Raw genomic sequence first — 21,201 nt, forward strand, 5'->3', positions numbered from 1 at the left:
CATGCTGCCGCTCTGGATCGCTCTGCAATTTCTCAGCAGTTTGCCGATTCGTCTGCCCGGGATGCCCGAGCCGCAAGAGCTTGGCCGATCGCTGCTGTTCTATCCGCTGGTAGGACTGCTGTTCGGCGTGATCCTTTGGGCGTTGAATCTGACGTTGGCGGGCGCGCCGTTGCTGCTGCATGCGGCGTTGCTGTTGACGGTGTGGGTGTTGCTCAGCGGCGCGTTGCACCTCGATGGCCTGGCCGACAGCGCCGACGCCTGGCTCGGCGGCTTTGGTGATCGTGAGCGCACGCTGACGATCATGAAAGATCCGCGGAGTGGGCCGATTGCGGTGGTGACGCTGGTGCTGGTGTTGCTGCTCAAGTTTGCGGCGCTGCTGGCGGTGATTGAGCAGGGGCATGGGTTGGCGCTGATGATTGTGCCGGTGCTGGGGCGGGCGGCGTTGTTGGGGTTGTTTTTGACCACGCCATACGTGCGTGCGGGCGGTTTGGGGCAGGCGTTGGCCGATCATTTGCCGCGTAAACAGGGCTGGCAGGTGCTTGGGGCGAGTGCGCTGGTTTGTGTGTTGGTTGCCGGGTTTCAGGCTGTTATCGCGTTGGTAATTTCGCTCGCCGTGTTTGTCTGGCTGCGGCGGGTGATGATGCGGCGCTTGGGCGGGACGACCGGTGATACGGCGGGGGCGTTGCTGGAATTGCTGGAGATGGGGGTGTTGGTGGGGTTGGCGTTGTTCTGAGAGTGTTGAATTATCTCGGCTGGCCTCTTCGCGAGCAGGCTCGCTCCCACATTTTGAAATGCGATCGCCTGTGGGAGCTGGCCTGCTCGCGAAAGCGGTGTATCAGGCGCCCCCGATGTTCAGGGTAAACTCATCTGTAACTTGATTTAACACAGTCGCGGGTATATACACGCATCATGCTTACCTCTCAGTGTTTGTGCACCAACCTGCGTCGCGCCGCTCGTGGCGTCAGCAGGCATTACGACGGCGCTCTCGACGGCTTCGGGATCAACGTTGCCCAGTATTCTTTGCTGTGCAATCTGCAGCGTCTGGATCAACCGAGCATCTCGGAACTCGCCGAAGCCATGGGCCTGGACCGCAGCACCCTCGGACGCAATCTGCGCGTGCTCGAAGGCGAAGGGCTGGTGGCGCTGGCCGAGGGCGAAGACATGCGCAACCGCATCGTGCGCCTCACCGAAACCGGTGCGCAACGCCTGGCGGATGCGCTGCCGGCGTGGGAAGCGGCGCAGCAACGGTTGATTGATCGACTGGGCGCCGAGAAGCGTGAGACCTTGCTCAAATTGCTGGATGAACTGGCCTGACGGCCGGTTTTTCCGAGCTCAAGCGGGTATATACCCGCGACTGGAGAATAATAATGACATCGATGTGGCGTACGTGCGGTTGGGTGTTGGTTGGCAGTGCGCTGATTCTCGCGTTGTCATTGGGTGTGCGGCATGGCTTCGGCCTGTTTCTGTCGCCGATGAGCGCGCAGTTCGGCTGGGGCCGCGAGGTGTTCGCGTTCGCCATCGCCTTGCAGAATCTGATCTGGGGCCTGGCGCAGCCGTTCACCGGTGCGTTGGCTGACCGCTTTGGCGCGGCGAAAGTAGTGCTGATCGGCGGCGTGCTCTACGCCGTGGGTCTGATATGCATGGGGATGTCGGATTCTGCGGTAACACTGTCGCTGAGCGCCGGTTTGCTGATCGGCATCGGCCTGTCCGGCACGTCGTTCTCGGTGATCCTCGGCGTCGTCGGCCGCGCGGTACCGCCAGAGAAACGCAGCATGGGCATGGGCATTGCCAGCGCCGCTGGTTCGTTTGGCCAGTTCGCCATGTTGCCGGGCACGCTTGGGTTGATCGGCTGGCTCGGCTGGTCGGCGGCATTGTTGGTGTTGGGCATGCTGGTGGCGCTGATCGTGCCGCTGGTAAGCATGCTCAAGGACAAACCACTGCCGGTGCTCGGCCATGAACAAACGCTGTCCGAAGCTCTGCGCGAAGCCTGCTCGCACTCCGGGTTCTGGCTGCTGGCGTTCGGCTTCTTCGTCTGCGGTTTTCAAGTGGTGTTCATCGGCGTGCATCTGCCGGCGTATCTGGTCGATCAGCACTTGCCGGCCAGCGTTGGCACCACGGTGTTGGCGTTGATCGGGCTGTTCAATATTTTCGGCACCTACACCGCCGGTTGGCTCGGCGGGCGCATGTCGAAACCGCGTCTGCTGACCGGCTTGTACCTGCTGCGCGCGGTGGTGATCGGGCTGTTCCTGTGGCTGCCGGTGACGACCACGTCGGCGTACCTGTTCGGCATGGCCATGGGCTTCCTGTGGCTGTCGACGGTGCCGTTGACCAACGGTACGGTGGCGACCTTGTTCGGCGTGCGCAATTTGTCCATGCTCGGCGGGATAGTGTTCCTGTTCCATCAGCTCGGTTCGTTCCTCGGTGGCTGGCTGGGCGGGGTGGTGTATGACCGTACCGGGAGTTATGACTTGATCTGGCAAGTGGCGATTCTGTTGAGCCTGTTGGCGGCCGCGTTGAACTGGCCGGTGCGCGAGCGTCCGGTCGCGCGTCTGCAAGCCGCTGCGAGCGCGGTATGACTCGACTCTGGCCGCGCCTCGTCATCAGCGCACTCGGCGCCGCATTGTTGGCGCTGGTATGGTGGGGCTGGCATCGGGGCGGCCTGGCCTTGATGCAATTGGGCATGAGCATTTGCTAGAAGCGGGCGTGGCGAGTAACGTCGAAGTCTGACGACTGCTCAAGGATGCTCGACATGCTGATGCGCTGGTGTGCTGTTCCCGCGTTGCTGATGGCGTTGACTGGCCTGGCCCAGGCCGCTGACTGTCCAGAATTGCTGCAAGGCTCGCTGCCGAAATTGCGGGCCAAGGATTCCATCGATCTGTGCCAGCAATACGCCGACAAGCCTTTGGTGGTGGTCAACACGGCCAGCTTCTGCGGGTTCGCCCCGCAGTTCGAAGGCCTCGAGGCGCTGCATAAGCGCTATGAAGGGCAAGGGCTTGAAATGCTTGGCGTGCCTTCCAATGACTTCAAGCAGGAATCCAAGGACAGCGCCGAGACCGCCAAGGTCTGTTACGCCAACTATGGCGTGACGTTCGCCATGACCGAGCCGCAGAAAGTCCGTGGCGATGACGCCACCCATATGTTCCAGGTGCTGGCGGCGCAGAGCAGTGCACCGAAGTGGAATTTCTACAAATATGTGATTGATCGGCAGGGCAAGGTCATTGCCAATTTCTCCAGCCTGACCAAACCGGATGATCCGGAATTCATCGCTGCGATCGAAAAGGCGATTGCCTCGAAACCTTTAAAGCCTTAGCGCTGCTTTTTTTGTGGTTTGAACAGGCATTAAAAAGCCCCGCCTCTGCAAAGAGAGCGGGGCTTTTTAATGGGCGAGGGTTTAGCCTCGCCGTTCAGCATCAGAAGCGGTAGGTCGCGCCGACACCGAAACCGTTTGCCGAGTTTTCATACTTGGAGTTGTAGGTCTGGCCGCGATCGTTCTGATTGCGGATGTTGACCGACTCTTCCTTCAGGTACGAGTAAGCAACGTCGATGGTCAGGTCGTCGGTCGGGCTCCAGCCGGCACCGATGCTGAAAATCGTACGGTCGCCAGTCGGAATGCGCGGCGAACGGTCGACGTTGTTGGTCGGCGACTGGTCGAAGGTCAGACCGGTGCGCAGTACCCATTCCTTGTTCAACTGGTACGAAGTACCCACGGCGTAAGCCCAGGAGTCGTGCCAGTTCTGGTCTTCGGTGATCTCGCCGAACTGACCGGCCAGCAGCGGCTGTACACCGGAGTTCTTGACGGTGATCTTTTCCAGCTGGCTCCAGCGGGTAAAGGTCGTACCGGCGTAGACGTTCCACTGATCGTTGATCGCCTGGGTAACCGAGAGGTCGACCGATTCAGGCGTGGTGATCTTCAACGAAGCATCGTACTTCTGGCTGGCGCCCAGACCGACTGCGGCCAGTGCGCCGTAGTTGACCTTGGTGTCGCCTTCCAGCTTGTAGTCGACTTTCGAGTGGTAAGTCAGACCGACGCGCGTGCTGTCGGTGGCTTGTACCAACAGGCCGACGTTGTAGCCCAGTGCGGTGTCGTCACCCTTGATCTTGACCTTGCCGTCCGGCAGGGCCTGAGTGATCGACAGGTTCGATTCCAGCGTACCGTCAATACGGTTGATGGTCGGACCGAAACCGATCGACACCTTGTCGTTGAAGGCGTAGCTGATGGTCGGCTGGAAGGTGATGACTTGTACTTCGGACTTGCTGCCGAAGTAACGGCCGGCAAAGCCGTTTTCGTAATCAGTGATCAGGCCGAACGGCACATAAACACCGAGACCGAATGCCCAGTGATCGTCGATCGGTTTGACGTAGAAGCCCATAGGTACGGAGGTGAAGGGCACCATGTCGCCTTTGTTGCTGCCGCCGTTAGGGCTGGAGCTGGCGTCGCTGATATCGGTTTTTGCATCAAGGAATGCAACACCGCCGGTGACTTGTTCGCGCTTTAGGCGCGACATGCCGGCAGGGTTGCCATAAACAGTGCTTGCATCATCGGCAGAAGAAGATCGCCCTGCGTAACCAGTACCCATACCGCTGATGCTGTGTTCGTTGATGGCAAAGCCAGCTGCGAAGATCTGGGTGGATGCCATGGTAACGGCGAGGCTAAGGGTGGTTTTGAGCATGACTTTTTTCATTATTAGAACTCCTGGTGATCACCGGGGCGAAAATTACCAACATTTTCGTCCCAGCGCTATAGTCCGTATGGCTTGATTTAGAGCGGTTTTGTAGGACAATCCGACCAGATTCGCGACCTATTGGAAGATCTTCTGAAACTGGCCAGTCAGCAGGCGACCTGATTCAACGGTGAAACACAGGTTTGCCAGGCGTAAGTGAAATCACGCAGACGACCTTGGGGCTGGAAAGTCTGGCGCCAGATGCGCGCCATACCGAGCAGGTCGGTCGGGTCGGGGAGGGTGGGGTTTTGTTCTTCGACCAGCAGCCAGGCGATGGCCGTGGCGTAACGCAGATTGACAGTCAGTTCGAGGTGCGGACCACTGAGAAATGCATGCTGGCTGGCGAGGCCGCGAACCAGGCTGGCGCGGTCCGGATCGAGCGCCAGATAGTCATCCCACAATGCCTGGTGACGATGCTCGGCAATGCGGTAGAGCCCGTGGCCACGGCGGTCATGCAGAGCGGACCCGAGGGCGGACTGGCTGGCGGCGATGCCCAACAGCAGGGATTCGGCGGTTGCGCAGTGGCGTCCCAGATAGATCAATGTGGGACGGATCACGTAGCGGCACAGTTCGCTGGCAGCGATACCCATAAAGCCCTCGATTCTTGTAATGGGGGGCGAGTCCTGAAGGGGCCTTGGCAGCGGTGGATCGGTTCAGGCTCGCCACAAGCGGATCACGCCGCTTGAGTTGAAGTGTAGTGTCATATTCACCACGTAAAGGCCTGTTTTTAAAATATTTCCGCCTGCGAGTTATAACCGTTATATCCGAAGGTGCTTAGGCGCCAATGTTTAAAAGTGAAACATCGGGCAATAAAAAGCCCCGCATTTTTGTGCGGGGCTTTTGCTCTTGCAGCCTTTTCGGCTTTCAGGCAACCAGTGCCTGACGGGTACGATCGATCACAGCCTGCAGCGGTTCAGCGCTGGAGTATTGATCGGGGTACAAACGCTCGCTGTGGCGGGCGATACCGTGTTCGTTGACCAGTGTGAAGCTGAAGCAGCCTTTGCGAGCGGCCATGATCAGGCAGTTCATTGGAGCAAAAGCATTGGTTAGGGTGCGAATGGCATCCTGAGTATGGATTTGAGTAGACATAGTTATTAGGTGTTCCTACAAATGACACGGATAAGAACCGTGCAACGTTAAAACGTTCCAGTAACGTCGATCACCATTGATCGAACGAAGAACCCGACTGGAACAAAGCAGCCAGTTTGAAGCGCTGATAAGTGGGCGCGCTTGGGCTGGCAGGTAGGTACTTAGGAGGGCAGGCAACACATCAAGGGCAAAGGTTCTGGGCCCGGGGTGAAGATCCTGATCAATTTGCAGGTTGGTTCGGTCAGAGTAAGTGGTCTTCGCAACACCCTTTGCATCATTCAAAGGCAGTGTCGTCCCAAGATTTACCTGGAAACCATCGAGGGGTCGTTCCCGCTTTTTTCGGTAAAGGCTTCTTGGAAGAAGGTTGACCGTGGGGATGTGTTCGACCGGAATTGACTTTCAGCTTGGTACTAACGCCGCGGATACTAACGGATCGAAATGCACAAAGCAAACCCCCACTGCAAAAAACATTGCGTGCCGGGCGCAGATATGTTTTCCAAGCGCACTGCCGCACTGAATTGAGCCGGTTTTCGACCGTCGGTCGGTGAAGCTTTCTTCATCAAGCCGCGCCTTTGGCCGGCTTATCCCCAGGAAAACCCTGAAAACGACCCGAAAAAGCGCAGCTATATAACCGGGTAACAGGTACTTGTGCACATTAGTTGCGCAGGCTGTCACGGCGCTGTCACATCAAACCTGACCCGGATGGCTGCCTGTATCGAAAGTTTAAGTCAATGAAAAACATCGGTTTTTTTTGTTGGTGAAAAAATCGTCAGTTTGACTGGGAGCCCCATTCTACAAGGCTTTGCGAGGGTTGCAGGGCGGTTGTCCACTGAGTTATCCACAGCTTCTGTGGATTGTCCCGAGCGCTTGCTCTAGCACGGGCGTGCCGGGTTGTTTTTCGACTTTACCTGTAAGAAAAAGAGAGTAGAGTGGCGCGCCTTCCGATCTGTCCCACAGTGCTTTATGAAGTTTCGCTCAGTATCTGACTCTGTTACCTCACAAACCCTTCCTGTTACTCCGCCCAAGCGCTTCTCCGTGCGCGTCGCCGAATGGCTGCTCGACAGTCCGCGCTTGAGTGACAGCCACAATGCCAAGCACTTGGCCGGCCGCTTGCTCAAGCAACCGGCGCGCGAAGGCGTGGTGGCCGCTCAAAGCCGTCTCGGGCAGTTGATGTGCCGTGAATGCGGCAATGCCCGCGACCGTCGCATCGGCCAGGATTTGCTGCGCTCGGCGGCTCGCGCCGGTGACCGGCGTGCGCAACAGGAACTCGGTCTCATCGAAGACTGAGCTGTCCAAGCTCTGGCGCCTTGGTTAATCTTCAGGCTTTATCGGATCGGCAGGAGTTGCTATGGCTATGGACTTGACCAGCATATTGCTCGGTCTCGCAGGGGCAGGGTTGCCGCTGCTGGCGCTGGCCTGGCAACTGCAACGTCGGGCGAGCAACGCCCAGGCAGACGTGGCATTGCTCGAAGAGCGCTTGGCCATGGCGCAACTGGCGCAGGACGGGCTCAACGCTCAGTTGGAAGCCAGCCGCGACGAAATCGCTGATCTCGGTCAGGCCAATGCCGCGAAACAGGCCGATCTGGCGGCGCTGCGCCGGGAAGTCGAATTGCTGCAAATCGAACGCGACGATGCCCGTGACGCCTCCCACGCCTGGAACCTCGAACGCGCCAACAAGGAAGCAGAGTTGCGCCGCCTCGATGCTCAGGCGGCCTCGCTGAATGCCGAACTGCGCGAACAACAGGACAGCCATCAACAACGCCTCAACGATCTGCAAGGCTCGCGCGATGAATTGCGCGCGCAGTTCGCCGAGCTGGCCGGGAAAATTTTCGATGAGCGCGAACAGCGTTTTGCCGAAACCAGTCAGCAACGCCTCGGGCAATTGCTCGATCCGCTGAAAGAACGCATCCAGTCCTTCGAAAAACGCGTGGAAGAAAGCTACCAGGCCGAAGCCCGTGAGCGCTTCTCGCTGGCCAAGGAACTGGAGCGCCTGCAAGCGCTCAACCTGCGCCTGAGCGACGAAGCGACCAACCTGACCCGTGCCCTCAAGGGACAGAAAACCCAAGGCAACTGGGGTGAGCTGATTCTTGAGCGTGTACTCGAACACGCCGGCCTGGAAAAGGGTCGCGAGTACCAGACTCAGGTCAATCTCAAAGGCCCGGATGGCGAGCGCTTCCAGCCGGACGTGATCATTTATCTGCCGGGCGACAAGCAGGTGGTGGTCGATTCCAAGGTCAGTCTCACCGCCTATCAACAGTACGTCGCCGCTGATGACGATACCCTCGGGCAGATCGCGATCAAGCAGCACGTGTTGTCGTTGCGCAATCACGTCAAAGGCCTGGCCGGCAAGGACTACAAACGTCTGGAAGGCCTGCACAGCCTCGATTTCGTTTTGCTGTTCGTGCCGATCGAAGCCGCGTTTTCCGCGGCGCTGCAGGCCGAACCGTCGCTGTTCCAGGAGGCGTTCGACCGCAACATCGTCATCGTCAGCCCGACCACGTTGCTGGCGACCTTGCGCGTGATCGACAGCCTGTGGAAACAGGAGCGTCAGAGCCAGAACGCCCGGGAAATCGCCGAGCGCGCCGGGTGGCTCTACGACAAGTTCGTGCTGTTCATTCAGGATCTGGACGAGGTCGGCAATCGCTTGCAACAACTGGACAAGGCCTACAGTTCAGCGCGCAATAAACTGACTGAAGGACGCGGCAATCTGGTCAGTCGCAGTGAACAGCTCAAATTGCTGGGCGCGCGGGCGAGCAAGAGTTTGCCGGCGGATTTGCTGGAGCGGGCGATGACTGATGTTGATGGCCTGGTCGAACTCCCCGAGTAACCCCAAAGCTTCGTAGGGCCGCCTTCGCGAGCAAGCTCGCTCCCACATTGGAATGCATTTCAAACTGTGGGAGCGAGCTTGCTCGCGAAGACGTCTGTGAAGTCACCACCTACAACGGCACATACCGACTCAACAATGCGCGCAACGCCGCCGGTTTCACCGGTTTGGCCAGATAATCCAGCCCCGCCGCATGCACCTGCGCGACCGTCTCCGGGCGCCCGTCCGCGCTGATCACCACACCCGGCACTGGCTCGCCCAGCGTCGTGCGCAACCAGGCCATCAGTTCAGTGCCGGTGTCGCCGTGATCCAGGTGGTAATCCACCAGCGCCAGGTGCGGGCGCACGCCGTCCCTGAGCAGCGCCGCACATTCCTCACGATTACGCGCCGTCCACACCTGACAGCCCCAGCGGCTCAACAGGCTGTTCATGCCAATCAGAATGCTGTCCTCATTGTCGATGCACAGCACCTGCGCACCGCCCAGCAACTTGCCATTCAACTCCACCGCAGCGCTCGCGGGCACGGTTTGCGTCGAGGCCAATGGCACGCTGACGCTGAACACACTGCCGCGCCCCGGCCACGAACGCACGCGCAGCGTATGGCCGAGCACGCGGCACAAACCATCGGCAATCGCCAAACCCAGCCCCAAGCCTTTTTCGGCACGGGTCTGATGGCTGTCGAGGCGTTTGAACTCTTCGAAAATCACCTGCTGCTTGTCTTCCGGAATTCCCGGCCCACGATCCCAGACTTCCAGTGACAACTCTTGCCCGCGCCGACGTACGCCCAACAGCACCGGGCCCTTGGCATAGCGGAAAGCATTGGTCAGAAAATTCTGCAGAATCCGTCGCAGCAATTTGCTGTCGCTGTCGATGCGCAGATGGCTGCCGCGCACGCGGAAGGTCAAACCTTGCTCTTGCGCCAACGCTTTGAATTCGGCGCCGAGAATATCGAACAGCTCATTAAGCGCAAACGCCTTGCGATCCGGATTGATCTTGCCGTTTTCCAGACGCGAGATGTCCAGCAGATCGCTGATCAGATCCTCAGCCGAACGCAGCGAACTGTCGAGATGCTGCACCAGTTTCTGTGCTTCGCTGCTCAGGCCATCGTCCTGATGGGAGAGGGCGGCGGAGAACAGGCGCGCGGCGTTCAACGGTTGCATCAAGTCATGACTGACCGCCGCGAGGAAGCGGGTTTTCGACTGGTTGGCCGACTCGGCGTTGCCTTTGGCTTCGGTCAGCGCGACGTTGAGTTGCGACAGTTCCTGGGTGCGCTCCGTGACCCGTTGCTCCAGGCCTTCGTTGGCCTCGGTCAGCGCCTGCTCGGCTTCGCGGAACGCGGTGATGTCGGTGAAGCTCATGACGAAGCCGCCGCCCGGCATCGGGTTGCCGATCAACTCGATCACCCGACCGTTGGGGAACAACCGTTCCGAAGTGTGCGCCCGGCCCTGGCGCATCCAGTGCAGACGTCGCGCGACGTGGACTTCCGCTTCGCCGGGCCCACACAAACCGCGTTCGGCGTTGTAGCGAATGATGTCGGCAATCGGCCGGCCGAGCCTGATCAAGCCTTCCGGGTAGTTGAACAGCTCCAGATAGCGGCGGTTCCACGCCACCAGCTTCAGCGACTGGTCGACCACGCTGATGCCTTGAGTAATGTTTTCGATCGCGCCCTGCAGCAGGGCGCGGTTGAACTGCAGCACTTCCGAAGCTTCGTCAGCGATTCGGACGACATCCTCCAACTGCATTTCCCGACCTTCGATGGCGGCTTTCACTACAGCACGCGTCGAAGAAGCGCCGAGCACGCCGGCGAGCAAACGCTCGGTGTGGGCGATCCATTCACCGTCGGCATTCTGGTTCGGGTTGAAGCCTTTGCCTTGGCGATAAGCGAAGCGAATGAAGCTCTGGCGTGCGCGTTCTTCACCGACAAACCGTGCCGCCAATTGCAGCAAATCGTCGATCTGCACTGCGAGCATTGAGCGCGCACTCGGTCGCGCGCTGATTTCCTGGCCGATGAAGCGCCCGGCCTGCCAGTGCTCCGAGACCCGCGTGCGCGACAGCACCGAGACCCAGGCGAACAAGGTGAAATTACCGGCCAGCGACAACACCACGCCTTGGGTCAGCGGGGTGATCGGCAGGTTCAGCGGATTGCTGTGCAGCCACGCCAACCCCGGAAAGCTGCTCAGCGACCAGCCGAGACTGTGCGCAGCAATCGGCAGAATCAGCGTGTAAAACCACAGGAACGTGCCGGCGGCGAGGCCGGCGAAAACACCGCGGCGGTTGGCCTGCTTCCAGTACAGCGCGCCGAGCATCGCCGGGGCCAATTGCGTCACCGCGGCAAAGGCAATCTGGCCGATGGTCGCCAGGCTTGCGGTCGAGCCGAGCAAGCGATAGGCGACATAGGCCAGCAACAGAATCACCACGATGCTGACGCGGCGCACCGACAGCATCCACTGGCGGAACACTTCGAACGGGCGCTCGGCGTTGTTGCGGCGCAGCAACCACGGCAACAGCATGTCGTTGGAGACCATGGTCGACAGCGCCACGCTGGCCACAATCACCATGCCGGTCGCCGCCGACGCGCCGCCGATAAACGCCAGCAGCGCCAGTGCCGGATGGGCTTGAGCCAAGGGCAGGCTGATCACGAAGGAGTCAGGCAAGACGTCGCTCGGCAACATCATCTGACCGGCCAAAGCGATTGGGACTACAAACAGCGCGGCCAACGCCAGGTACGCCGGGAACACCCACTTCGCCAGACGCAAATCCTGCGGGTCGATGTTCTCCACCACCGTCACGTGAAACTGTCGGGGCAGGCAGATGATCGCCATCATTGCCACGCCAGTCTGGACCACCATCGACGGCCAATTGATGGTTTCTTTCCAGTATTCCTCAAGGCGTGGAGCGAGCATCGCCTGATTGAACAGGTCGTCGAAACCGTCATACAGGCCATAGGTGACGAAGGCGCCGACGGCGAGAAAGGCGAACAGCTTGACCAGAGATTCGAAGGCAATCGCCAGCACCATGCCACGGTGGTGTTCGGTGGCATCGAGGTTGCGCGTGCCGAAGACAATGGTGAACAGCGCCAGCACCAACGACACGATCAACGCGGTGTCCTGGGCGCGGGTGCCCATGGCGTCAGCGCCGGCGCCGATCAACAGGTTCACGCCGAGGACGATGCCTTTGAGTTGCAGGGCGATGTAGGGCAGGACGCCGACCAGGCAGATCAGTGCGACCACCACGGCCAGCGATTGCGATTTGCCGTAGCGCGCGGCGATAAAGTCGGCGATGGAGGTGATGTTCTCCTGTTTGCTGATCATCACCATTTTCTGCAGGACCCACGGCGCGCCGACCAGCAGCAGAATCGGCCCGAGGTAAATCGGCAGGAATGACCACAGTTGTTCAGCCGCTTGGCCAACGGCGCCGAAGAATGTCCAACTGGTGCAGTAAACCGCCAGCGACAGGCTGTACACCCAGGCACGCATGCGCGGCGGCAACGGCGCGCTGCGACGGTCGCCGTAGAAGGCGATGGCGAACATGATGGCCATATAGGCCAGGGCGACGGCGGCGATCAGCCCGGTGGACAACGACATGCAACACTCCCGACAGAAGACTCCCCGGCACTCCTGCCCGGGCGGACAGTCTCGCATGCGCGGGGCGGTTAGTCAGTGTCGACCAAGGTCGTGGCGTGGCGGGGTGTCGCAGGGCGAGAACCGGGTGGTTTTGGTGGTGACTCTTAAGGCTTCATCGCGAGCAGGTGAAGGCCTATATTTGGAATGCAGTCCCCTGTGGGAGCGAGCCTGCTCGCGAAGGCGTCAGTCCTGACGCAGCGCAATATCGATCAGACGATGAAGCTCATCCACCTCAAGCGCCGCCGCCGAAAACAGGATCCGGAACACCACCGGCGCCACCACCAGATTGATCAACCGATCCACACTCGGCGCCACCTCATCGGGATGCCGCGCGATGATCGTCTGCAACTGCGCACCAATGATCGTTACGCAGTAGCCCGGCGTCGCGCTCGCCTGCACATCACGCAGCATGTTGCGCCCGGGCTCTGAACTCATCTCATCGAGATACTGCTCGGCCCACGCGCGGATATCGCTGCGCAGGCTGCCGGTGTGCGCCGGCTCGCTGTCCGGACGCATGCGGGCGAGGGCGACGTCGGCGAGCAGCGCCGCCAGATCGCCCCAGCGCCGATAAATCGTCGACGGCGTCACCCCGGCGCGCGCGGCGATTTGCGGCACCGTCACGGTCGAACGCTCCTGTTCCTGCAGAAGCGCCAGCACTGCCGAATGAATCGACTCTTGCACCCGGGCGCTGCGACCGCCGGGGCGTAAACCTTCTTTAATAGCCATGCGGCAGACCTTAACACAAAGAATTTGCTTTAAGCGCGAGGCGGTAGCACACTCCGCAAAAGCAAAAAATTAGCTTTTGCGGAGTGTGCAGATGACCAGCCCCTTGAATAACGTCGCTTCCCACCGGTCCTGCCTGTGGTTTCTGGCGATCACCTTACTCAGTTTTCTCGCCGCGTCCACGGCGCCGACGCCGCTGTATCACCTGTATCAGGATCAGTTGCACTTCTCGGCAGCGGTGCTGACCCTGATCTTCGGCGTTTATGCGCTGAGTCTGTTGGCGGCGCTGTTGACCGTGGGCTCGCTGTCCGATCACCTTGGACGCAAACCGGTGATCTTCACCGCCGTGCTGCTCAATGCGCTGGCGATGTTGCTGTTCATCTACGCCGACAGTGTGACGTGGCTGATCAGTGCCCGCGTGCTGCAAGGTTTTGCCACCGGCATGGCCACCGCGGTGTTGAGTGCGACGCTGCTCGACGCCGACCGCCAGCAAGGGCCGCTGATCAACAGTGTTGCACCGTTGCTGGGGATGGCGCTCGGTGGCATGGGCTGCGGTCTGCTCGCCGAATTCGCGCCGGCGCCGTTGCAATTGACCTATTGGTTGTTGCTCGGATTATTTGTGTTACAGGGCGTTTACGTCTGGCGCCTGCCGGAAAGTGTCTCGCCTCAGGCCGGCGCGTGGGCTTCGCTACGACCGACGTTGCATGTGCCGATTCAAGCACGCTCGACGTTATGGCGAGTCCTGCCGTTGAACACCGCGACCTGGGCGCTCGGCGGCTTTTACGCATCGTTGGCGCCATCGCTGGTACGCACCGCCACCGGCTCGACCTCCAACCTGATCGGTGGCGCGACCGTAGCGGCATTGACCGTGACCGGCGCGTTGATGATTTTCACCCTGCGCAATCGCAGCGCCAAACGCGCATTGCAGTTAGGTGCAAGTTTGCTGCCGATGGGTCTGGTATTGATTCTGCTCGGGGTGCACAGCGCCAGTCTGTCGTTGTTCTTCCTTGGCACGTTGGTGGCCGGATGCGGCTTCGGCTCCGGGTTTCTCGGCGCCGTGCGCAGTCTGGTGCCGCTGGCGCTGCCGCATGAGCGGGCGGGGTTGATGTCGGCGTATTACGTGCTGAGCTATCTGGCGTTCTGCTTGCCGGCGTTGCTGGCCGGACACCTTTCTCGCAGCTACGGACTGCTCGCGACCACCGATGGTTACGGAGCAATATTGATTGTGCTGGCCGTGGGCGCGCTGTTGTTGAGCCTGCGTCCGACTGCAGCCAAGGCGTGCAGCGCTCCATAATCGCGACGGTTTCAGTTAGCCTTGGCCAGCCTTCTTTTCACGGACCGATTCATGAAGATTATTCGCAGCAAGTCGTTCACCGCCGAGCGCGCCTGGGGTGCGTTGGATATCGCCAACATGAATGGCATCACCACGCGTCTGCACTGGACCGATCAGCCATACAAGTGGCACATCAACGATGGCGAAGAAGTGTTCGTGGTGCTCGATGGCCAGGTACAGATGCATTACCGGGAGAACGGCGATGAGAAACAGGTGCAGCTCGATGTCGGTGACATCTTCTACGCCTCGGTCGGCACCGAGCATGTCGCCCATCCGCAAGGCGCGGCGCGGATCCTGGTGATCGAATCTGAAGGTAGCGTTTAACTCGCTTATGCTTATTGGTAAATCCGATAACAGTTAGAGATATTACCCGTTATATAGATATTCGATTCGGTTCTACCATGAGCTCAACCTCACCAGAGGACAGGAGCTCATCATGATTTGCCCCAACACCGCCAAACCCGGCCTCAAGCCGTTCAGTCAACTTCAGCATCCGCGTGAAGTGATCCGCCAATTCACCCCGAACTGGTTCGCCGCAACCATGGGTACCGGGGTGCTGGCGTTGGCGTTGGCGCAATTGCCGATTGCGATTCCCGGATTACACGCTGTGGCCGAAGGGCTGTGGTTGTTCAACATCCTGTTGTTCACGCTGTTTACCGCTGCGTACGCGGCGCGCTGGATTGTCTTTTTCGACGAAGCCCGGCGGATCTTCGGTCACTCCACCGTGTCGATGTTCTTCGGCACAATTCCCATGGGCCTGGCGACCATCATCAATGGTTTCCTGGTGTTCGGTCTGCCGCGTTGGGGCGATGGCGTGATTCATCTGGCCGAAGTGCTGTGGTGGATAGATGTAGCGATGTCGCTGGCCTGCGGCGTGTTGATTCCCTACATGATGTTTACCCGCCAGGAACACAGCATCGACCAGATGACGGCCGTTTGGCTGCTACCGGTGGTCGCGGCAGAAGTGGCAGCAGCCAGCGGCGGATTGCTCGCGCCGCATCTGACCGACGCTCACTCGCAATTGGTCGTGCTGACAACCAGCTACGTGCTTTGGGCATTTTCCCTACCCGTGGCGTTCAGCATTCTGACGATTCTGCTGCTGCGCATGGCCTTGCACAAGTTGCCCCATGAAAACATGGCCGCCTCAAGCTGGCTGGCGCTGGGCCCGATTGGCACCGGTGCGTTGGGCATGTTGTTGCTGGGCGGTGATGCGCCGGCAGTCTTTGCAGCCAACGGTCTGCCGGGTGTCGGCGAAATCGCCTCGGGGCTCGGTTTGGTGGCAGGCATCACGCTGTGGGGTTTCGGCTTGTGGTGGATGTTGATGGCGGTGTTGATCACGGTGCGTTATCTGCGTGACGGCATCCCGTTCAACCTCGGCTGGTGGGGCTTCACCTTCCCGCTGGGCGTGTATTCCCTGGCGACGTTGAAGTTGGCGAGCACCTTGAACCTGACGTTTTTCAGCGTTTTCGGCACGGCGCTGGTGACCTTGCTCGCGGTGATGTGGCTGATTGTCGGCAAGCGCACTGTGCAGGGCGCCTGGCGTGGTGAGCTGTTCGTCTCGCCGTGCATCGCAGGATTGAAGCAATAACCTGAAAACTTTAGGTAAGGTGTGGCCTGGATCGCGGTTCGAGATTCCAATAGGCAGTACCCCAGGCCTCTCTACCTATTCAAAAAATCAGGAAAACACGGAAGATGAGTCACCCCTCACAGTTCAACCTGCTGCGCACCCGGCGCTTCCTGCCGTTCTTTATTACCCAGTCGCTGGGCGCGTTTAACGACAACGTGTTTAAACAGTCGTTGATCCTCGCCATTCTCTATCGGCTGACCATCGAGGGTGATCGCTCGATTTGGGTCAACCTGTGTGCGCTGCTATTTATCCTGCCGTTCTTTCTGTTCTCGGCGCTGGCCGGGCAGTTCGGGGAAAAATTCGCCAAGGACGCGCTGATTCGTCTGATCAAACTCGCGGAAATCGCGATCATGGCCGTAGGATCCGTCGGTTTCCTGTTCGATCATCTGTCGCTGATGTTGGTGGCGCTGTTCGCCATGGGCACGCACTCGGCGCTGTTCGGGCCGGTGAAGTATTCGATCCTGCCGCAGGCGCTGCGTGAGGATGAACTGGTTGGCGGCAACGGCCTGGTGGAGATGGGCACGTTCCTGGCGATTCTCGCCGGTACGATTGGCGCCGGGGTGATCATGTCCTCGAGCCATTACGCGCCGCTGGTGTCGACCGCCATCGTCGGCATCGCCGTACTAGGTTATCTGGCCAGCCGCAGCATTCCCCGCGCCGCAGCGTCCTCGCCGGAAATGCGCCTGAACTGGAATATTTTCAGCCAGTCATGGGCCACGCTGAAACTCGGCTTGGGCCAGACGCCAGCGGTGTCGCGCTCGATAGTCGGCAACTCATGGTTCTGGTTTGTCGGGGCGATTTATCTGACGCAGATCCCGGCGTATGCCAAGGAGTGGATGCACGGCGATGAAACCGTGGTGACGTTGATTCTCACGGTGTTTTCGGTCGGTATCGCGCTGGGCTCAATGCTTTGCGAGAAGCTCTCGGGGCGCAAGGTCGAGATCGGTCTGGTGCCATTCGGCTCGTTCGGCCTAACCGTGTTCGGGCTGTTGCTGTGGTGGCACTCCGGCGGAATCCCCGACAGTGTCACCGGCCATAGCTGGATCGAGGTGCTGGGCTTCGTGCACACCTGGGCGGTGCTGGTCGACATCCTTGGCCTCGGCATTTTTGGCGGCTTCTATATTGTGCCGCTGTACGCGCTGATCCAGTCGCGCACTGCCGAAAACGAGCGAGCGCGGGTGATCGCCGCCAACAACATTCTCAACGCACTGTTTATGGTGGTCTCGGCGATCGTGTCGATTGTGTTGCTGAGCGTGGCGAAACTGTCGATTCCACAGTTGTTCCTGGTCGTGTCGCTGCTGAACATCGGCGTCAATGCTTACATCTTCAAAATCGTCCCCGAATTCAGCATGCGTTTCATGATCTGGCTGCTCAGCCATTCCATGTACCGCGTCGAGCATCGCAATCTTGAAGCGATTCCCGACGAAGGCGCGGCTTTGCTGGTGTGCAACCACGTGTCGTTCGTCGATGCTTTGCTGATCGGTGGCGCGGTACGTAGGCCGATTCGCTTTGTCATGTACTACAAAATCTACAACCTGCCGGTGCTGAACTTTATCTTCCGCACGGCGGGGACCATTCCTATCGCCGGGCGCCAGGAAGACATTCAGATCTATGAAAAGGCCTTCACGCGCATCGCTCAATATCTGAAGGACGGTGAGCTGGTGTGCATCTTCCCGGAAGGCAAGTTGACGACAGATGGCGAGATAAACGAGTTCCGGGGTGGGCTGACGCGGATTCTGGAGGAGACGCCAGTGCCGGTGATTCCGTTGGCGTTGCAGGGGTTGTGGGGGAGTTTCTTCAGCCGCGATCCGAACAAAGGGCTGTTTCACCGGTTGTGGTCGCGGGTGACGTTGGTGGCGGGTGCGCCAGTGGCGGTTGATGCGGCCGAGCCGGCGAAGTTGCGGGTGTTGGTGGGGGATTTGCGCGGGGCGGTTAGATAGTCAGCGTTTTTAAGGGCCTCTTCGCGAGCAGGCTCGCTCCCACTGTTGATCGTATTCCTCTGACGGAACGCGGTTGAATGTGGGAGCGAGCCTGCTCGCGAAAGCGATAGTGGCCTAAGCGCTGACCTTAAGGCCAATCAACCCGGTAATGATCAACGCCACACTCGCCAGCCGAATCAACGCCATCGATTCGCCAAACAGAATGATCCCGGCAATCACTGTGCCCACCGCGCCCACGCCAGTCCAGATCGCGTAAGCCGTGCCCAGCGGCAATTCCTTCATCGCAAGGCCCAGCAGGCCAAGGCTGATGGCCATGGCCGCGATGGTCAAAACGGTGGGGAGTGGGCGAGTGAAGCCGTCGGTGTATTTCAGGCCGACGGCCCAGCCGACTTCGAACAGGCCGGCGCAAAACAGAATGATCCAGGACATGAGAGACCTCCATCGATTGACGGGGTCGTCCCCAGATTAATAACTCGATCGAGCCGCAGGGTCGTCCCCGCGTTGCGCAACAGTTTGACCAGCATTAATCCGGGGATCAAGTTTCGGCTCAGTCGGCAGCCTGTTGCGCCGAGGCCTCGCGATCTTCCTTTTCACTCATGCGGCGGAAGTAGGTCGAAAGCAGCGCCCCGGAAATATTGTGCCAAACGCTGAACAACGCGCTCGGCACTGCCGCCAATGGCGAAAAGTGCGCGCTGGCCAACGCGGCGCCCAATCCCGAATTCTGCATGCCGACTTCCAGGGCCAGCGACTTGCGCTGGGCCAGCGGCAATTTGAACAGGCGCCCGGTGAAGTAACCCAGCAGGTAACCGAAGCTGTTGTGCAGCATCACCACGGCCATGATCAGCAGGCCGGATTCGGCAATCTTCGCCTGACTGGCGGCGACCACGGCGGTGACGATGATCACGATGCTGACCACCGACACCAGCGGCAACACATCCACCGCGTGACGAACCTTGTCGCCAAGCAGACGCTGGGCAACCACGCCGAGGATAATCGGCAGCAACACCACTTGCAGGATCGACCAGAACAGCTCCATGAACGACACCGGCAACCACGCCGAGGCCAGCAGCCAGATCAGCGCCGGGGTCAGCAGAGGAGCGAGGAGGGTGGTGACGGCGGCGATCGCCACCGACAACGCCAGATCGCCGCGCGCCAGCCAGGTCATCACGTTGGACGAGGTGCCGCTTGGGCAGCAGCCGACCAGAATCACGCCGACGGCGATTTCCGGCGGCAGGTGAAACACTTGGCAGAGCAACCAGGCCACACCGGGCATGATCACGAAATGTGCGACGACGCCCAGCGCCACGCGCCATGGATGGCGAGCAACGGCAGCGAAGTCGTCGAGTTTGAGAGTCAGGCCCATGCCGAACATCACCAGCCCGAGCAACGGCACGATCGCGCTTTTGAGGCCGAGGAACCACGCCGGTTGCAGGAAGGCCACGACGGCAAAAATCAGAACCCAGTAAGCGAAGGTATTGCCGACAAAGCGGCTGAGTGCAGCCAGTGCGCGCATGGCCTGATCCTTATTATTAAATGATCAACACAAAAACAATTGTGGGAGCGAGCCTGCTCGCGAAAGCGGTTGATCAGGCACATCAACGTTGACTGACCCAGCGCATTCGCGAGCAGGCTCGCTCCCACAGGTTTGAAACTCGTCAGGATCAGATCCCCTGCGGAGTCTCTTCCCCACCCAACGCTTCAACCAGCGCCGGCAGGAAGTCGCCGAACGTCAGCATCATCAGCGTGAAGCTTGCGTCCAGTTGCCCCAGCGCTTCATCGCCACCGTCCTGTTCCGCTTGATCCTGCAGCAGATCTTCGAACTTCAGACGTTTGACGGTCATCTTGTCGTCGAGCATGAACGACAGTTTGTCCTGCCAGGCCAGCGACAGTTGAGTGACGACTTTGCCGGTGCTCAGGTGCAGCTGGATTTCTTCGCTGGTCAGGTCCTGACGCTTGCAACGGACGATGCCGCCGTCTTCGTGGGTGTCGCGCAGTTCGCACTCGTCCAGCACATAGAAGTCGTCGGCAGCTTTCTGGGTGGTGACCCAATCGGTCATGACAGCGGTCGGGGCCATTTTCACGGTAAGCGGGCGGACGGGCAGGGTGCCGATCACTTCACGCAGGGTCGACAGCAAGTCTTCGGCGCGTTTCGGGCTGGCCGAGTTCACCAGAATCAGGCCCTGTTTCGGCGCGATGGCGGCGAACGTCGACGAGCGACGGATAAAGGCGCGCGGCAGGAAGGCCTGGATGATTTCATCCTTGATCTGATCGCGTTCCTTCTTATAGACCTTGCGCATCTGCTCGGCTTCGATCTCTTCGACCTTTTCCTTGACCGCGTCGCGCACGACGCTGCCCGGCAGAATGCGTTCTTCTTTACGGGCGGAAATCAGCAGGAAGTCACCGCTGATGTGCACCAATGGAGCATCTTCGCCTTTGCCGAACGGCGCGACGAAACCGTAGGTGGTCAACTCCTGGCTTGCACATGGACGCGCCAGTTTGGTGGCCAGTGCAGTTTCCAGCGCCTCGGCATCGACAGGCAGGTCTTGGGTCAGGCGATAGATAAGCAGGTTTTTGAACCACATGGGGTGAGTCTCTCCTTTATACAAAGGGGGGCATTATTGTCTTCGCCGTGGCATAGGCCAACCCTTCTCTAAGCCTTTGGAAGGCCTGAGAAAATTATTTAAAAAAGTGCTTGCCAGAGGTTGGGTCGCTCCGTAGAATGCGCGCCACACCGAAGCGAAGGGTGATTAGCTCAGCTGGGAGAGCGTCTGCCTTACAAGCAGAATGTCGGCGGTTCGATCCCGTCATCACCCACCATTCGTTTCAAGTGTTTAGCGCAGCGGTAGTTCAGTCGGTTAGAATACCGGCCTGTCACGCCGGGGGTCGCGGGTTCGAGTCCCGTCCGCTGCGCCATATTCGGTAACCTGGACCACTGAACGCCAGGTCACCACGGAAAAACCCGCCAAAGCGGGTTTTTTTCTGCCTCAAGGTTTGTAAAGTTGTACCCGCGGGATGTGTCGTTTTACTGGTTTTCGGATTTATTTGAAAAAAACTTCAATTAAATCAACACCTTACGAAAACTTGTGGCATAATGCGTCCCGTAACGAAGCGAAGGGTGATTAGCTCAGCTGGGAGAGCGTCTGCCTTACAAGCAGAATGTCGGCGGTTCGATCCCGTCATCACCCACCATTCGTTTCAAGCGTTTCGCGCAGCGGTAGTTCAGTCGGTTAGAATACCGGCCTGTCACGCCGGGGGTCGCGGGTTCGAGTCCCGTCCGCTGCGCCATATTCGGAATCTGGAACACTGAACGCCAGATTCCACA

19 protein-coding genes and 4 tRNA genes are annotated in these 21,201 nt (G+C 59.6%); 15 read left to right on the plus strand and 8 right to left on the minus strand.

Annotation, left to right across the window (positions count from 1 at the left end):
• Position 1: 1 nt before the first annotated feature.
• The 5 genes from ACQ4OE_RS15755 (at position 2) to ACQ4OE_RS15775 (ending at position 3,310) form a co-directional block, all read left to right on the plus strand.
• The gene (locus ACQ4OE_RS15755) at positions 2-733 is read left to right on the plus strand and encodes an adenosylcobinamide-GDP ribazoletransferase (protein WP_430947160.1); all 732 of its coding nucleotides are present in this window, start codon (positions 2-4) and stop codon (positions 731-733) included.
• Positions 734-909: 176 nt separating this feature from the next.
• Positions 910-1,314: a MarR family transcriptional regulator gene (locus ACQ4OE_RS15760; protein ID WP_122593545.1), complete on the plus strand. Its 405-nt coding sequence runs from the start codon at positions 910-912 to the stop codon at positions 1,312-1,314.
• A gap of 53 nt (positions 1,315-1,367) precedes the next feature.
• On the plus strand, positions 1,368-2,576 hold the full coding sequence (locus ACQ4OE_RS15765) for an MFS transporter (protein WP_430947161.1): 1,209 nt from the start codon (positions 1,368-1,370) through the stop codon (positions 2,574-2,576).
• Entirely contained in the window at positions 2,573-2,695 is a 123-nt protein-coding gene (locus ACQ4OE_RS15770; protein WP_277343514.1) for a hypothetical protein, read from the plus strand. Before ACQ4OE_RS15765 ends, ACQ4OE_RS15770 begins: the two co-directional genes overlap by 4 nt.
• A gap of 54 nt (positions 2,696-2,749) precedes the next feature.
• Positions 2,750-3,310, plus strand: a complete 561-nt coding sequence (locus ACQ4OE_RS15775; RefSeq protein WP_122593549.1) for a glutathione peroxidase — start codon at positions 2,750-2,752, stop codon at positions 3,308-3,310.
• A 100-nt stretch (positions 3,311-3,410) separates the two neighbouring features.
• Here ACQ4OE_RS15775 and ACQ4OE_RS15780 read toward each other — a convergent pair whose 3' ends face one another.
• The 3 genes from ACQ4OE_RS15780 to ACQ4OE_RS15790 all read right to left on the minus strand — a co-directional run bounded on the left by ACQ4OE_RS15780 (position 3,411) and on the right by ACQ4OE_RS15790 (position 5,810).
• Positions 3,411-4,682 carry an outer membrane protein transport protein gene (locus ACQ4OE_RS15780; RefSeq protein ID WP_122593551.1) on the minus strand — a complete coding sequence of 424 codons (1,272 nt, stop codon included), beginning with the start codon at positions 4,680-4,682 and terminating at the stop codon, positions 3,411-3,413.
• A 146-nt stretch (positions 4,683-4,828) separates the two neighbouring features.
• Positions 4,829-5,311, minus strand: a complete 483-nt coding sequence (locus ACQ4OE_RS15785) for a hypothetical protein (RefSeq protein ID WP_122593553.1) — start codon at positions 5,309-5,311, stop codon at positions 4,829-4,831.
• Between the two features lie 274 nt (positions 5,312-5,585).
• Entirely contained in the window at positions 5,586-5,810 is a 225-nt protein-coding gene (locus ACQ4OE_RS15790) for a hypothetical protein (protein ID WP_003214941.1), read from the minus strand.
• 963 nt (positions 5,811-6,773) lie between these two features.
• Between ACQ4OE_RS15790 and ACQ4OE_RS15795 the strand changes: the two genes are divergently transcribed.
• Positions 6,774-7,097, plus strand: a complete 324-nt coding sequence (locus tag ACQ4OE_RS15795; RefSeq protein WP_430947162.1) for a sel1 repeat family protein — start codon at positions 6,774-6,776, stop codon at positions 7,095-7,097.
• 175 nt (positions 7,098-7,272) lie between these two features.
• Entirely contained in the window at positions 7,273-8,637 is a 1,365-nt protein-coding gene (gene rmuC / locus ACQ4OE_RS15800) for a DNA recombination protein RmuC (protein WP_178113670.1), read from the plus strand.
• A gap of 109 nt (positions 8,638-8,746) precedes the next feature.
• Here the strand turns inward: rmuC and ACQ4OE_RS15805 are convergent, their stop codons facing one another.
• Both ACQ4OE_RS15805 and ACQ4OE_RS15810 read right to left on the minus strand, forming a co-directional pair.
• Positions 8,747-12,217 carry a hybrid sensor histidine kinase/response regulator gene (locus ACQ4OE_RS15805; protein ID WP_430947163.1) on the minus strand — a complete coding sequence of 1,157 codons (3,471 nt, stop codon included), beginning with the start codon at positions 12,215-12,217 and terminating at the stop codon, positions 8,747-8,749.
• A 222-nt stretch (positions 12,218-12,439) separates the two neighbouring features.
• Positions 12,440-12,982, minus strand: coding sequence for a TetR/AcrR family transcriptional regulator (locus ACQ4OE_RS15810; RefSeq protein WP_430947164.1), 543 nt, complete (start codon positions 12,980-12,982; stop codon positions 12,440-12,442).
• Positions 12,983-13,073: 91 nt separating this feature from the next.
• Between ACQ4OE_RS15810 and ACQ4OE_RS15815 the strand changes: the two genes are divergently transcribed.
• The 4 genes from ACQ4OE_RS15815 (at position 13,074) to ACQ4OE_RS15830 (ending at position 17,879) form a co-directional block, all read left to right on the plus strand.
• Entirely contained in the window at positions 13,074-14,273 is a 1,200-nt protein-coding gene (locus tag ACQ4OE_RS15815; protein WP_430947165.1) for an MFS transporter, read from the plus strand.
• A gap of 51 nt (positions 14,274-14,324) precedes the next feature.
• Positions 14,325-14,636 carry a cupin domain-containing protein gene (locus tag ACQ4OE_RS15820; protein ID WP_430947166.1) on the plus strand — a complete coding sequence of 104 codons (312 nt, stop codon included), beginning with the start codon at positions 14,325-14,327 and terminating at the stop codon, positions 14,634-14,636.
• Positions 14,637-14,748: 112 nt separating this feature from the next.
• Positions 14,749-15,900: a TDT family transporter gene (locus ACQ4OE_RS15825; RefSeq protein ID WP_430947167.1), complete on the plus strand. Its 1,152-nt coding sequence runs from the start codon at positions 14,749-14,751 to the stop codon at positions 15,898-15,900.
• Positions 15,901-16,004: 104 nt separating this feature from the next.
• On the plus strand, positions 16,005-17,879 hold the full coding sequence (locus tag ACQ4OE_RS15830; RefSeq protein WP_430947168.1) for an MFS transporter: 1,875 nt from the start codon (positions 16,005-16,007) through the stop codon (positions 17,877-17,879).
• Between the two features lie 114 nt (positions 17,880-17,993).
• Here ACQ4OE_RS15830 and sugE read toward each other — a convergent pair whose 3' ends face one another.
• From sugE to rdgC, 3 genes are all read right to left on the minus strand, one after another.
• Positions 17,994-18,308, minus strand: coding sequence for a quaternary ammonium compound efflux SMR transporter SugE (sugE, locus tag ACQ4OE_RS15835; protein WP_122593569.1), 315 nt, complete (start codon positions 18,306-18,308; stop codon positions 17,994-17,996).
• 118 nt (positions 18,309-18,426) lie between these two features.
• Entirely contained in the window at positions 18,427-19,392 is a 966-nt protein-coding gene (locus ACQ4OE_RS15840) for a bile acid:sodium symporter family protein (RefSeq protein WP_122593571.1), read from the minus strand.
• A 148-nt stretch (positions 19,393-19,540) separates the two neighbouring features.
• Complete coding sequence (rdgC, locus tag ACQ4OE_RS15845) at positions 19,541-20,461, minus strand: recombination-associated protein RdgC (RefSeq protein WP_122593573.1); 921 nt, start codon at positions 20,459-20,461, stop codon at positions 19,541-19,543.
• A gap of 159 nt (positions 20,462-20,620) precedes the next feature.
• On the opposite strand from rdgC, the gene ACQ4OE_RS15850 reads away from it, so the two are divergent.
• The 4 genes from ACQ4OE_RS15850 to ACQ4OE_RS15865 all read left to right on the plus strand — a co-directional run bounded on the left by ACQ4OE_RS15850 (position 20,621) and on the right by ACQ4OE_RS15865 (position 21,164).
• Positions 20,621-20,696 (plus strand) — tRNA-Val (locus ACQ4OE_RS15850).
• Positions 20,697-20,715: 19 nt separating this feature from the next.
• A tRNA-Asp gene (locus ACQ4OE_RS15855) sits at positions 20,716-20,792 on the plus strand.
• A gap of 200 nt (positions 20,793-20,992) precedes the next feature.
• Positions 20,993-21,068 (plus strand) — tRNA-Val (locus ACQ4OE_RS15860).
• A 19-nt stretch (positions 21,069-21,087) separates the two neighbouring features.
• A tRNA-Asp gene (locus ACQ4OE_RS15865) sits at positions 21,088-21,164 on the plus strand.
• Positions 21,165-21,201 lie beyond the last annotated feature (37 nt).

Origin of the sequence: Pseudomonas sp. WC2 (genome assembly GCF_050586545.1) — a bacterium.
Taxonomy (GTDB): domain Bacteria; phylum Pseudomonadota; class Gammaproteobacteria; order Pseudomonadales; family Pseudomonadaceae; genus Aquipseudomonas.

Bases quoted from the DNA above. Each gene is read 5' to 3' on its own strand.
- ACQ4OE_RS15795 (WP_430947162.1), top strand. From the start codon at position 6,774: ATGAAGTTTCGCTCAGTATCTGACTCTGTTACCTCACAAACCCTTCCT.
- ACQ4OE_RS15775 (WP_122593549.1), top strand. From the start codon at position 2,750: ATGCTGATGCGCTGGTGTGCTGTTCCCGCGTTGCTGATGGCGTTGACT.
- ACQ4OE_RS15830 (WP_430947168.1), top strand. From the start codon at position 16,005: ATGAGTCACCCCTCACAGTTCAACCTGCTGCGCACCCGGCGCTTCCTG.
- ACQ4OE_RS15770 (WP_277343514.1), top strand. From the start codon at position 2,573: ATGACTCGACTCTGGCCGCGCCTCGTCATCAGCGCACTCGGCGCCGCA.
- ACQ4OE_RS15810 (WP_430947164.1), bottom strand. From the start codon at position 12,982: ATGGCTATTAAAGAAGGTTTACGCCCCGGCGGTCGCAGCGCCCGGGTG.
- ACQ4OE_RS15840 (WP_122593571.1), bottom strand. From the start codon at position 19,392: ATGCGCGCACTGGCTGCACTCAGCCGCTTTGTCGGCAATACCTTCGCT.
- ACQ4OE_RS15815 (WP_430947165.1), top strand. From the start codon at position 13,074: ATGACCAGCCCCTTGAATAACGTCGCTTCCCACCGGTCCTGCCTGTGG.
- ACQ4OE_RS15790 (WP_003214941.1), bottom strand. From the start codon at position 5,810: ATGTCTACTCAAATCCATACTCAGGATGCCATTCGCACCCTAACCAAT.
- ACQ4OE_RS15755 (WP_430947160.1), top strand. From the start codon at position 2: ATGCTGCCGCTCTGGATCGCTCTGCAATTTCTCAGCAGTTTGCCGATT.
- ACQ4OE_RS15805 (WP_430947163.1), bottom strand. From the start codon at position 12,217: ATGTCGTTGTCCACCGGGCTGATCGCCGCCGTCGCCCTGGCCTATATG.
- rdgC (WP_122593573.1), bottom strand. From the start codon at position 20,461: ATGTGGTTCAAAAACCTGCTTATCTATCGCCTGACCCAAGACCTGCCT.
- ACQ4OE_RS15760 (WP_122593545.1), top strand. From the start codon at position 910: ATGCTTACCTCTCAGTGTTTGTGCACCAACCTGCGTCGCGCCGCTCGT.
- ACQ4OE_RS15785 (WP_122593553.1), bottom strand. From the start codon at position 5,311: ATGGGTATCGCTGCCAGCGAACTGTGCCGCTACGTGATCCGTCCCACA.
- ACQ4OE_RS15820 (WP_430947166.1), top strand. From the start codon at position 14,325: ATGAAGATTATTCGCAGCAAGTCGTTCACCGCCGAGCGCGCCTGGGGT.
- ACQ4OE_RS15825 (WP_430947167.1), top strand. From the start codon at position 14,749: ATGATTTGCCCCAACACCGCCAAACCCGGCCTCAAGCCGTTCAGTCAA.
- ACQ4OE_RS15780 (WP_122593551.1), bottom strand. From the start codon at position 4,682: ATGAAAAAAGTCATGCTCAAAACCACCCTTAGCCTCGCCGTTACCATG.
- sugE (WP_122593569.1), bottom strand. From the start codon at position 18,308: ATGTCCTGGATCATTCTGTTTTGCGCCGGCCTGTTCGAAGTCGGCTGG.
- ACQ4OE_RS15765 (WP_430947161.1), top strand. From the start codon at position 1,368: ATGACATCGATGTGGCGTACGTGCGGTTGGGTGTTGGTTGGCAGTGCG.